Genomic DNA, 11,482 nt, shown 5'->3' with positions numbered 1-11,482 from the left:
CACGGTCGCCCACGCCGGGCTCTCGGCACCTAAAATGCCAGATCGGCAAGAGATAAGATCCACGCCATGCGTGGATGCTTTCGCCCGGCGGCCATGCACCCCGCGGGCGGTCTTCTGCCTGGTTTCAACCTCGGCCAGAACCCGCCACGCGTCGATGCCGGAAGCCTGGACGCTTGGGCCGCGCTGCGCGCGGTCTCCACGCATGGCGTGGATCTACGCCGATTGCTACGTCGCCGATCAATACTCCGGTAGCCCGCTCGTCACCACCCTGCAACCTGCCAAAGGCCCAATACTCCCACGCGGCCCGGCCGCGGCGGTGGGCCACTGGCTCCCGCCGCCCTGGGCCCGACCAGACCCCCCAATGACCAGCCCCGGAGCGATGTCATGCGCAATCGAGCGACGAAACGCTATTTCCAGCAGTTGTTCGCGCTGTACGCCGGCCTGGTAGGCGCGCGCTGAGCCAGCGTACCGGCCCGCAACGCCGTACCAACCAACGGTCGGTACCTACCAGCGCTGTGGAAGCAGTGCGCCCCCGGCTTCGACGTGGTCACCGGCGACCCGATGCACCACCCCGATAAATGAACCCGGTAGTGCCGGCCGCTGGCCGGCTCCTCCGAACGCCTGATCGCAAGGCAGCGCGCTACGGCAGGCGCCGACCGCATCAACGCGCCTGCACGTAGGCCGCCCACAACGCCGGCAACGCCAGCCCGGTGCGGGCCTGCCACAGCGCCGGCGTATAGCGTCCCTCGCGCAGCGCGCCATCCAGCGCCTTCACCAATCCCGGATGCCGCGCCTGGCTCCACTTCAGGAACGCACCGGTAACCCGGTAGCCGCTGTCGAAGTTCTGCCCGTCCTTCACCGTCGTTGGCAACGCCCAGCCAGCGGCCGCATTTTCCCGGCCGTAGCGGTCACGGGCGTAGTCGGCAATGCCTTCCACCAGCCAGCCCGGCACACGTTCATTGGCGTATTCGGGGTAGCCCTGCACGATGTGCATGGCCTCGTGGGTGACCAGGTCGATGTCATCGGGATGCTTGGCCAGCCAGCCCGGATTGATGGTGATGGTGGCCGCGCCCTTGCCTTCGCCGACGAAGGCGATGCCGTCGTAGCCCGGGTCGATCACGATCCGCACCTGCGACGGCGCACCGGGATGGAAGTCGGCGCGCTCGCGCACATACGCGGCAAAGAACGTGTCGATGATGCGCGTGCGCATCGGGGCGGCCAGCGCATCGGCCGGATCGCTGTAGGCCAGCGTCACCCCCTCACGCTGCTGGTTTGCCTCGAACGCAGCAGCATCGAACACCACCAGCGCCCCCAACAACACGGTAGTGCCGGCCGCTGGCCGGCTCCAGGTAGCCATCGGCACACGCGTCCGGGTAGCGCCGGCCGCTGGCCGGCTCCCGACGATCCAGGCCGCAGCCCGCTTCAGAAAACCACTCATGCCCATTCTCACCGCTCCCCCATCGGTGCCAGCAGCTCCACCTCGGCCAACTGCATCCGCCCCGGCCCGGCAATGCGCAGCCGGTACTCGGCGTAGCGGGCGGGTTTGCTGATGGCGAACGGCCGGGTCTGCAGCGCCCAGGCAAAGTCCTCGCCGCGGCGTTCGTCCAGCGTGACCCAGCGGCCGCCAGCGCGGCGCGCTTCCAGCGTCCACGCACCGCCGCCGATCGCGCCGTTGCCACTGGTCAACGTGTACATCGCCGGCACGCCATCGCTCACCCCGCTGAACACCACCGTGCCTGCGCCCACCGGCACCGTCGTGGCGGCATCGTCGTCCAGCAGGGCCGGCACCGCGCGGCCGTCGGCGAGCTGCGCGCGTGCGCCGCTGCCCAGCAGGTCATGCAGCAGGGCAGGGCGCTGGCCGCGCGCGGTGAGCGAGCGCGGTGCATCGTCCGGGCCGCTGCCCCAGGTCGAGGGCTTGGGCCCCATAACGAAGTCCAGCGTGGCGCCCTTGGCGATCACCTCGTGCGGCACCCAGGTCTTGGACCAGGGCTTGCCGTTGATCTTCAACGACTGCACATAGACGTTCTCGCGCGAATTGCCGGCGGCGTTGACGGTCAGTACCGCGCCACCCTGCAGGGTCACCCTGGCGTGGCCGAACAGCGGCGAGCCGATCGCATATTCGGGCGCGCCCATGCGCAACGGATACAGGCCCAGCGAGGCCAGCACGTACCACGCCGAGGTCTCGCCGTTGTCCTCATCGCCGGGGTAGCCCTGGCCGATCTCGCTGCCCAGGTACAGCCGCGACAGGATCTCGCGCACGTGCCGCTGGGTCTTCCACGGCTGCCCGGCGTACAGGTACATCCACGGGATGTGGTGGGCCGGCTGGTTGCTGTGCGCGTACATGCCCATGCGCACGTCGCGCGCTTCGGTCATCTCGTGGATGGTGCCGCCGTAGGAGCCGGCGAAGGCGGGATCGGCGGTTTCCGGGGTGGCGAAGAAGGTGTCGAGTTTGGCGGCCAACTGGGCGCGGCCGCCATACAGCCCGGCCAGGCCCTCGCCGTCGTGCGCGGCGGTAAAGGCGAAGGTCCAGCCGTTGCTCTCGGTGTAGTCGTGGCCCCACACGCGCGGGTCATAGTCCTTGGCGGCCAGGCGCCAACTGCCGTCGGCGGTGCGGCCCTGGAAGAACCCGGCGGCCGGGTCGAACAACGTGGCGTAGGTACCGGCGCGATGGCCGAAGTAGTCGGCCTCGGTGGCATAGCGTTCACGTGCGGCGGCGCTGGTGGCACGCTTGGCCAGGGCCTGGGCCATGTTGGCGATGCCGAAGTCGTTGAGTGCGCCTTCCATCGTCCACGACATGCCTTCGTGCACGTCGGCACTGGCGTAGCCGCGGAAGGTGGACCGGTCCATGCCCTTGCGCCCCACATGGCGGTCCGGCGGCACCACGGTGGCGTTCTTCAACGCCGCCGCGTAGGCCTCTTCCGGATCGAAGCCGCCGATGCCCTTCAGCCACGCATCGGCAAAGGCCACATCCGAACTGGTGCCCACCATCAGATCGGCATAACCGGGCGATGACCAGCGCGCCACCCAGCCGCCGGCGCGGTACTGCTCCAGGAAGCCCTGTACCAGCGCACCGGCATCGTCGGGGGTGAACAGCGCATAGGCCGGCCAAGTGGTGCGGAAGGTGTCCCAGAAGCCGTTGTTGACGTACACCTTGCCATCGCGCACCGGGGCGAAGCTGCGCGTAGCGCTGCCGTCGGTGTTGTCCTCGGCGGCACTGGCTTGGCTGGCGTAGCGCCAGTCCGGCGCGGCATTGCTGCCGGCGTTCTCGTGGCCGGAGTTGGGGTACAGGTACAGCCGGTACAGGCTGGAATACAGCGTGGTCTTCTGGTCGTCGCTGGCGTCGCCGATCTCGAACGGGGCCAGCCGCGCATCCCACGCATCCTGCGCACGTGCGGCCACGCGTTCCAGGGTGTCGTCGGCGGCCAGTTCCAGCGCCAGGTTGTGGCGGGCCTGCTCGACGGAGATCAGCGAGGTGGCGATGCGCATGTTGACCTGGCGGTCGCTGCCCGGATCGAACTTGATGTAGCCGGTGGGGCGGCCGCTGTCGATCCGTCCGCTGCTGCGCCAGGGCTTGTCGAAGCTGGCCACCACGTACATGCGGGTGGCGCCGTTGGACAGGCCGCTGCGCGTGTCGGTGTAGCCGGACAGGGTCTGGGTGGCCGCGTCCAGGGCCAGCCCGCCGCGTGCATCGACATTGTCGAACAGCAGGTTGGCATCGCCGTCGGCGGGGAAGCTGAAGCGGAACAGCGCGGCGTGGTCGGTCGGGGCGATCGCCGCGTCGATGCCGTTGTCGAAGCGCACCTGGTAGCGGTACGGCCGTGCCAGTTCGTTGTCGCGCGAGAACGACAGCGCGCGCTTGGCGCGGTCGGCCTCGGGCACGCCGCGGCGGCTGGACGGCATCACCTGGAAGGTCTGGCGGTCGCCCATCCACGGACTGGGCTGGTGGCTCAGCGCCAGGGCCTGCAGCTGCGGCCGGTTGTCGGCATTGTTCTGCTCGTTCCAGCGGTACAGCCAGTTCAGCGCGCCGGCATCGGTCACCGGGGTCCAGAAGTTGAAGCCGTGCGGCACTGCGGTGGCGGGGAAGTTGTTGCCGCGCGAGAAGGTGCCGTTGGCCTGGGTGCCGCGGGTAGTCAGCACCCAGTCCGACGGGCGCTGCGCGGTGCCGCGCGGCTGCGCGTCCAGGCGTACATCGTCGATCCAGCCCGACGTGGGCGTGCCGGCCTGGCTGGCCACATCCAGTTCCACGGCCACCACGCGGCGGCCGCGCAGCGCCGGCACATCGCCCAGGCGCACGGCCTTGCGTGCCCATTGCTGCGGGTACAGCGTCTTGGAGTCACCCTGCGCGGCCGCGCCCAGCGCGATGCCATGCTGGTCGCGCGCGGTAGTGGCTGAAACCCGGCTGCCGTCGTCCAGCAGCAGGTCCAGCGACACGTAGGTGGAGGCCTGCGTATCGGTGCCGACGATTTCCGGCAGCACCAGCCAGCTCAGCGTGGTGTCGGCCTGGATCGCCAGGTCGGTGTCGAACAGCCGCCGTTGCTGGCGGCCGCCGGCACTGGCGTAGTGCAGTGCGTGCAGGCCGCTGTAGCCCACCCCGGGCTTGGCCGCATAGGGCGCGCGCGGACCGCTGCCGACCTGCACCTGCAAGCCCTGCGTGCCGCCCAGCGGGGTTGGCTGGCCCGGCTCGAAGGAGGTCTGCAGGGCCTGGCCGAACGCGGGCATGGCCAGCGTGGCGCAGGCCAGTGCCAGGGCGAACGGCAGCAGGGCGGGGCGGGTGGGGCGCGGAGCGGACACGGTCATGCGGGGACTCCCGGAGAGGGGCAGGCGGCGGGCAACGCCCGCATCGGCGACCACGGCAGACAGCATCACCCCGGCCACCCTGGCGGGCGGGTGGGCGATGCCGGTCCGGTGGGGGCGGGCCATGCGATCGGGACGGGATTGGAAACGGTCCGATGCTGCAACAGCCGTGGCGATGCTGGCAAGTGCCATTTAGTTCGATCCAAATGCGGGAAACCGGCATGTTGCGCTGCCGATTGACAGTCGTTTTGGATCGATTTAAAAGGACCGATGGCGTGGCTGGGCACCGGGCCTGCCGGTTGCCGCATGGGGCGGGCCGGGGCACTGCTGCGCCGGCGGCGGATGCTAGAATCGACACCTTCGCAATTCCTTTGTGTGTCCACGCCATGAGCCATACCGCCACTGCGCCCGCCAACGCCGAGAAGCGCTACACCGCGCATCGCGCCGACCTGCCGCTGAGCTGCCCGACCCCGGAAATGGCGCTGTGGAACTCGCATCCGCGCGTATACCTGCCGATCGAAGACGAGCCCAACGGGGAAGCCAAGTGCCCGTACTGCGGCGCCGTGTTCGTGCTGGCCGACTGAGCCGCGGCCCGCGTTGATGCGCCGGTTGACCGTGGTGCAGCTGCTGCCGGCGCTGCACTCCGGCGGGGTCGAACGTTCCACCCTTGAGATCGCCTCCGCCCTGGTTGCCGCCGGCCACCGGGCCATTGTCGTGTCCGCCGGTGGGCGCCTGGTCGAACCGCTGCTGGCCAGCGGCGCCGAGCACCTCACCCTGGATATCGGGCGCAAATCGCTGCTGACCCTGCGCCATGTGCTCAGCCTGCGCCGCCTGTTCCTGGAAGTGGCCCCGGACATCGTCCATGCCCGCTCGCGGCTGCCGGCCTGGCTGGGGTTGTATGCGCTGCGCAACCTGCCGGCGGCGCAGCGCCCGCACTGGGTGACCACCGTGCACGGGCTCAATACGCCGGGCCGCTACAGCGCGGTGATGACCAGCGGCGAGCGGGTGATCTGCGTGTCCAACAGCGTGCGCGATTTCGTCCAGGCCCATTACCCCGGGGTGCCCGCGCAGCGTCTGCAGGTGATTCCGCGCGGGGTGGACGTGGCGCAGTTCCCGCGCGTGCCGCGCCAGGACCGGCGCGCGCGCCTGGCGGTGGCCAGCCAGCACCCGACCCTGGCCGGCAGCGCGCCGCTGCTGCTGCTGCCCGGGCGCGGTACCCGCCTCAAGGGCCACCGCCATGCGCTGGCGCTGCTGGCCGGGCTGCATGCGGCTGGCGTGCCGGCGCGGCTGTGGATGCCCGGCACCCGCGAGCCGGGGCGCGAAAGCTATGTCGCCGAACTGGACGCACTGGCCCGCACGCTGGGGGTGTCCGAGGCGCTGCTGATGACCGCGCCGACCGCCCGCATCGCCCAGGCCTATGCGGCCAGCGACCTGGTGCTGCAGGTGTCGGACAAGGCCGAAGCGTTCGGGCGCACCGTGCTGGAGGCGTTGTCGGTGGGCCGGCCTGTACTGGGCTGGAACCATGGCGGGGTTGGCGAGCTGCTGGCGCAGCTGCAGCCTTCCGGCGCGGTACCCTTGCATGATGACCAGGCCTTGCTGGCGCGCGCGTTGCAATTGCTGCAGCAACCGCCGGCATTGCCATCGCGGATCCCGTTTACCTTGCAGGCGATGCAGCGTGACACCCTCCAGCTCTACACCTCCCTCGCCGGCTGACCCGGCCTGCGTGCCCGGTTCGCCGGCGTCCCGTGCCGGGCGCTGGGCACCGTGGTGGGTGATCGCCTTCGTCGCGCTATGGCCGTTGCCCGGCGTGGCCGAAAGCGTGCTGGTGCTCGGTGCGTTGTATGCCGCGGTGTGCATGGTGCAGCTGCGCCTGCAGGGCAAGCAGCGGCTGCTGAGCGCGCCGGCCTGGGCGCTGACCAGCATCCTGTTCCTGGGCTATTGGCTGCCGCAGGCATTTTCCGCCTTCGATGCGATCGACCCGGCCACGGCCTGGCGCAAGGCCGCCGCCGGGCTGCGCTATCTGCCCTTCATGTGGCTGGTGGCCATTGCGGTGGCCACGCCGCAGCGGCGCCGCCTGACCCTGGGCGGCCTGGCGCTGATCACCGCGGCATGGACGCTGGATGCGCTGGGGCAGGCGGTGTCGGGCAGCAGCGCGCTGTTCTGGTCGCTGGACCAGCTCAAGTGGGCGGTCAGTGGCCACGGCCTGTGCACGGCGCAGGAAGCTGCGGCTGCCGACCGCCTCAGCGGCGTGCTGGGGCCGTGCAACCTCAAGTTCGGCCAGGTGCTGGCCAGCCTGTCCCCGTTCCTGCTGTTCGCCGCCGCCCGGCGCGGCGGGGTGTGGGCCTGGGGCCTGGCAGCGGTACTGGTCGGGGTGGTGCTGGTACTGGCCGGTTCGCGCGCGGCCTGGCTCAGCTATGCGCTGGTACTGGTGTTTTCCGCGCGCTGGCTGCTGGGCACGCGCGCGGCCCTGGCCAGCCTGGCGCTGGGCGCGGTGATCGCGGTGGGGCTGGGGGTGGGCGTGCCGCAGGTGCGCGAGCGCCTGGCGCGCACCGCCATGGCCTGGCAGCAGGGCGGCAGCGAGGGCCTCAACCAGGCCTTGTCCGGGCGCAGCCGGATCTGGGCGGCGGCGGGCTGCATGATCGCCGCGCACCCGGTCAACGGGGTCGGCGCGCGCGGTTTCCGCGATGCGTACCCGGCCTGCAACCACGCCGCCGGCGCCGACGTGTGGGGGGAGGGCCCGGCCCTGCATGCGCACCAGATCGTGCTGGAAATCCTGGCCGAAACCGGGGTGCTGGGCCTGCTGCTGTGGCTGGCCGCAGCAGCGCAGGCATGGCGCGCCTGGCGCTTCGCCGAGCTGCCGGCGCGCGAACGCGCACGGCCGGCAATGCTGGCACTGGCGGTAACGGTCTTCCCGTTGAATACCCACCTGGCGTTCTATTCCACTTTCTGGGGCGGGCTGACCCTGCTGCTGGCCGCGTTGTATGCGGGCAGTCTGCTGGCCAGGGACGAGGCGCAGACCGCCAGCGTATCGACGGTTGGTCGGTAGCTCACGACCGTTGGTCGTGAGTGCCCGGACCGGATCACACGTGCGCGATGCCCGTACCGACCAACGGTCGGTACCTACCGGTAGAAGTCGCTGCGGCCGCCGGGCTGGCGCTTGAAACGCCGGTGGATCCACAGGTACTGGTCGGGCGCTTCGCGGACCATGTCCTCGATCGCCTTGTTGACCCGGGTGGTGTCGGCGGCCACGTCTTCGCTGGGGAAGTTATCCAGCGGCGCGCCGATCTTCAGGAAGTACTTTCCGCCTTCGCGGCGGTGGAAATACGGAATTACCGCACAGCCGGTCATCCGCGCCAGCTGGTGGGTGGCGGTGATGGTCGAGGCGGTGTGGCCGAAGAACGGCACGAACACGGTGTCCTTGCCGCGCATGTCCTGGTCGGGCGCATACCACAGGAAGCCGCCCTTCTTGAGGTGGCGCACGCTGGCGCGGATATCCTCGTTGGCGAACATCGCCTTGGCATAGCGCAGCCGGCCGAACTTCACCGCCCATTCGTAGACCGGGTTGCGGTGCCTGCGGTACATGCCCGACAGCTCGACGTGGTCGCACAGCAGGCGCCCGCACATTTCCAGGGTCATGAAGTGGCCCGATACCAGCAGCACGCCGCGGCCCTGCGCCTGCATGGCCTTGAGGTGCTCCAGGCCCTCGATCCGCACCTGCGGGCGGATGCTGTCGATGCTGCCCCACCAGGCCCGGGCGAACTCGAAGATGCCCACGCCCAGAGCGTCGAAGCTGTCGCGCAGCAGGCGCTGACGCCAGGCATCGTCCTTCTCGGGGAAGCACAGCTTCAGGTTGACCTCGGCCGCGCGCCGGCGGCTGCCGGCCAGCCGGTAGGCCACCGTGCCCACCCCGCGGCCCAGCGCGCGCTGCAGCATCCACGGCAGGCGGGCGATGGCGAAGGCGCCCAGCATCACGGCGAACATCGGCCAGTGGCGCGGATCGCGCAGGGAGGGGCGGGTGGCGGTGGAGGCGGTATCGGACATGTCGTCGATTCTAATGGATGCACCCCGGTGCGTCCCGGCGCCGGCCGTCACGCTGGCACGGCGTGTCTTCGCCGCGCCGCTCCCGTATCCTCTGCGCATGCGTAGAAGCCCTGTCGAATGGATCCTGCGCGGCCTGTACTCGGCCGTGCTGTACCTGCTGCTGCCGATCACCGTGTACCACCTGGTGTGGCGGGGTTTCCGGGTGCGCGAGTACTTCCGGCGCTGGGATGAACGCTATGCGTCCTATCCGCACCCCAGCGGCCAGCCGCGGGTGTGGGTGCACGCGGTGTCGGTCGGCGAGGTCAACGCGGCCGCGCCGCTGGTCAACGCGCTGCGCAAGCTGCGCCCGGACATCCGCTGGGTGGTCACCACCATCACTCCGACCGGTTCGGAGCGGGTGCGCGCGCTGTGGGGCGATGCGGTGGACCATGTCTACCTGCCCTACGACGTGCCCGGCAGCGTCGGCCGCTTCCTGGGCCATTTCAAGCCCAGCCTGGCGCTGATCCTGGAAACCGAGCTGTGGCCGAACCTGCTGTTCGGCTGCCGCGACCGCGGCATCCCGGTGTACATCCTCAATGCACGCTTGTCGGCGCGTTCGCTGCGTGGCTACCGCCTGCTGCGCCCGTTGATCGGCCGCGCGCTGCGCACGGTGACCTGCGTGGCGGCGCAGTCGGCCGATGATGCCGAGCGCTTTCTGCAGCTGGGCGCGCTGCCCGGCCAGGTGCAGCCGCTGGGCAACCTCAAGTTCGACATCGCCACGCCCAACGTGCAGGCCTTCATCGCGCACTTCCATGCGCAGGTGCCTGCCGCGCGGCCGGTCTGGATCGCCGCCAGCACCCACGAAGGCGAGGAGCAGGCCACCATCGAACTGCATCGCCGGCTGCGTACGGCGGTGCCCGGGCTGTTGCTGCTGTGGGCGCCACGCCACCCCGAGCGGTTTGCGCGGGTGGAAGCCCTGGCCCGCGAGCAGGGCTGGAACGTGGCCACGCGCCGCCAGCAGCAGTGGCCGCAGGCCGATACCGATGTGTTCGTGATCGATACGCTGGGCGAGCTGATGTCGTTCTATGGCTGCGCCCAGGTGGCCTTCGTCGGTGGCAGCCTGCAGGCGATCGGCGGGCACAACCTGCTGGAGCCGGCGGCGATGGGCACCGCCACGGTGACCGGCCCGCACCTGCACAACTTCGCCGAAATTTCGCGGCGCATGCGCGAAGCCGGTGCGGTGGTGATCGCCGAGGATGCCCAGGGCGTCGGCGATGCGCTGCTGGACCTGCTGCGCGATGACGCGGCCCGCGAAGACATGGCCCGCGCCGGCTGCGCGCTGGTCAGCAATGGCCGCGGCGCGCTGGAGCGCACCGTGGCGCTGATCGCCCCGCACCTGCCGCCGCCGGTGCAGTGAGCGCCGGCCACCGGCTCACGGCGGTGCGGCGATATTGAATCCCAGCGTGACCCAGTGGCCCTGGCCCGAGGACCGCTGGCGGCCGCCGAACAGGTCCAGGCTGGCGCCGGGCCACAGCACGCGGCGCAACCCCACCTGCATGCCGCGGTCGCGCGCGGCATAGTGGGCGACCTCGGCCAGCAATGACCATCGCCCCTGCAGGGCGATCTGCAGGCCGATGCCGTCGGTGTGCCCGCCGATGCCGTTCTCGCGGGCCAGGCCAAGGTTGAGATGCAGCTGCACGCGGTCCTGCGCGTCCAGGCCGAGCGTCAGCGGCACGTTGAGGTTCCAGTCGGTGCCTGGCAGGTGCCGGCTGCCACCTAGCCCGGCACTGAGGGCCAACCCCCAGCGGCGTTGATCCTGCGCGATCAGCACGCGCTTGGCGCCGGCCGCCCACGCGATGCCGGGCGTGGCGGGGGCGCGGTTCAATCCCAGCGACCACTCGGTGCCGGCCAGCGTGCACGCCGGCACCGCCGTACCGTGCAGGCCGGCCTTGGTGTGGCGCACCCAGCTCTCCAGCTGGCAATGGCCGGCATCGGTAATGCCGGCGTCGTCGACCAGCAGGCTGGCCGCGGCGTGGGTGTCCAAGGGCAGCAGGGCCGTGCTCAACAGCAATGGGACCAGGACACGGCAATGGAACATGGGCTCTCTCCATCCAGATCGAAAACGGCAGCGATGCGCGCGTCGGGGTAGTGCGCCGCGATCGACGCTGACGGCCTTGGCCGCAACGAACAACCGATGCGGCGGGGCGGATGGTGGACAGGCTGCGCGCAGCGGTCAAGCGCATTTGGGCGTTTGCATACGAAGGTATCGAGGGTCGATACAGATGCATTGGTATTGGTATTGTTTCCGCTTCGCGGATGACTTCAAAAGCGTTTCGTGCCCCTTCGGGGCGCGAGTCACTTTCTTGCTCGTGCAAGAAAGTAACCAAAGAACACGCCCCCGTCCGCTCGCCGTCGGGCTGCGCCCGCCGGTGCCCTGCGCTTCTCGCGTCATCGGGGGACGGCGCGGAACTCGCTACGCTCAGACACCCGCGCCTCTTCGCCCCCGCTGCCACTGCGATGCTCGGCTCGCTCCAAGGGGGAGGTAGATCAAGATCAAGATCAACAGAAACAGCAACAGAAACAGCAACAGAAACAGCAACAGCAACAGCAACAGCAACAGCAACAGCAACAGCAACAGCAACAGCAACAGCAACAGCAACAGCAACAG

The 11,482-nt window shown here is 69.9% G+C and carries 9 protein-coding genes; 4 read left to right on the top strand and 5 right to left on the bottom strand.

Annotated elements, in window-relative coordinates:
- Window positions 1-661: 661 nt before the first annotated feature.
- Together IC535_RS18585 and IC535_RS18580 are read right to left on the bottom strand one after the other, a co-directional pair.
- Window positions 662-1,357 (bottom strand): basic secretory family protein, encoded by a 696-nt coding sequence (locus tag IC535_RS18585; RefSeq protein WP_228887721.1) that lies wholly within the window; start codon window positions 1,355-1,357, stop codon window positions 662-664.
- A gap of 89 nt (window positions 1,358-1,446) precedes the next feature.
- Window positions 1,447-4,797, bottom strand: coding sequence for a GH92 family glycosyl hydrolase (locus IC535_RS18580; RefSeq protein WP_228887720.1), 3,351 nt, complete (start codon window positions 4,795-4,797; stop codon window positions 1,447-1,449).
- A gap of 383 nt (window positions 4,798-5,180) precedes the next feature.
- On the opposite strand from IC535_RS18580, the gene IC535_RS18575 reads away from it, so the two are divergent.
- Genes IC535_RS18575 through IC535_RS18565 form a run of 3 tightly spaced genes read left to right on the top strand, consistent with a single transcriptional unit; the run spans window position 5,181 to window position 7,840 of the window.
- Window positions 5,181-5,378, top strand: a complete 198-nt coding sequence (locus tag IC535_RS18575; protein ID WP_228887719.1) for a zinc-finger domain-containing protein — start codon at window positions 5,181-5,183, stop codon at window positions 5,376-5,378.
- 16 nt (window positions 5,379-5,394) lie between these two features.
- On the top strand, window positions 5,395-6,507 hold the full coding sequence (locus IC535_RS18570; RefSeq protein WP_228887718.1) for a glycosyltransferase: 1,113 nt from the start codon (window positions 5,395-5,397) through the stop codon (window positions 6,505-6,507).
- Window positions 6,470-7,840 carry an O-antigen ligase family protein gene (locus tag IC535_RS18565; RefSeq protein WP_429000420.1) on the top strand — a complete coding sequence of 457 codons (1,371 nt, stop codon included), beginning with the start codon at window positions 6,470-6,472 and terminating at the stop codon, window positions 7,838-7,840. The genes IC535_RS18570 and IC535_RS18565 overlap by 38 nt, the downstream gene beginning before the upstream one ends.
- A gap of 74 nt (window positions 7,841-7,914) precedes the next feature.
- Here IC535_RS18565 and IC535_RS18560 read toward each other — a convergent pair whose 3' ends face one another.
- A complete protein-coding gene (locus tag IC535_RS18560; protein ID WP_228887717.1) occupies window positions 7,915-8,835 on the bottom strand; it encodes an LpxL/LpxP family Kdo(2)-lipid IV(A) lauroyl/palmitoleoyl acyltransferase in 921 nt (306 codons plus the stop codon).
- 97 nt (window positions 8,836-8,932) lie between these two features.
- On the opposite strand from IC535_RS18560, the gene waaA reads away from it, so the two are divergent.
- The gene (waaA, locus tag IC535_RS18555; RefSeq protein ID WP_228887716.1) at window positions 8,933-10,231 is read left to right on the top strand and encodes a lipid IV(A) 3-deoxy-D-manno-octulosonic acid transferase; all 1,299 of its coding nucleotides are present in this window, start codon (window positions 8,933-8,935) and stop codon (window positions 10,229-10,231) included.
- 15 nt (window positions 10,232-10,246) lie between these two features.
- Here the strand turns inward: waaA and IC535_RS18550 are convergent, their stop codons facing one another.
- A complete protein-coding gene (locus IC535_RS18550) occupies window positions 10,247-10,912 on the bottom strand; it encodes a hypothetical protein (protein WP_228887715.1) in 666 nt (221 codons plus the stop codon).
- Window positions 10,913-11,293: 381 nt separating this feature from the next.
- Window positions 11,294-11,482 (bottom strand): hypothetical protein (locus IC535_RS18545; protein WP_228958706.1); only part of this gene is annotated, 189 nt, incomplete at its 5' end.

The sequence above is a fragment of the Stenotrophomonas rhizophila genome (genome assembly GCF_020857975.1).
Taxonomy (GTDB): domain Bacteria; phylum Pseudomonadota; class Gammaproteobacteria; order Xanthomonadales; family Xanthomonadaceae; genus Stenotrophomonas; species Stenotrophomonas rhizophila_C.
The sequence above is the reverse complement of the archived record's forward strand: the minus strand, read 5'-3'. Positions and strand labels throughout refer to the sequence as shown.

Coding starts and splice junctions, on each gene's coding strand:
- IC535_RS18585 (WP_228887721.1), bottom strand. CDS start 1,357: ATGGCTACCTGGAGCCGGCCAGCGGCCGGCACTACCGTGTTGTTGGGG.
- IC535_RS18575 (WP_228887719.1), top strand. CDS start 5,181: ATGAGCCATACCGCCACTGCGCCCGCCAACGCCGAGAAGCGCTACACC.
- IC535_RS18560 (WP_228887717.1), bottom strand. CDS start 8,835: ATGTCCGATACCGCCTCCACCGCCACCCGCCCCTCCCTGCGCGATCCG.
- IC535_RS18550 (WP_228887715.1), bottom strand. CDS start 10,912: ATGTTCCATTGCCGTGTCCTGGTCCCATTGCTGTTGAGCACGGCCCTG.
- waaA (WP_228887716.1), top strand. CDS start 8,933: ATGCGTAGAAGCCCTGTCGAATGGATCCTGCGCGGCCTGTACTCGGCC.
- IC535_RS18570 (WP_228887718.1), top strand. CDS start 5,395: ATGCGCCGGTTGACCGTGGTGCAGCTGCTGCCGGCGCTGCACTCCGGC.
- IC535_RS18580 (WP_228887720.1), bottom strand. CDS start 4,797: ATGACCGTGTCCGCTCCGCGCCCCACCCGCCCCGCCCTGCTGCCGTTC.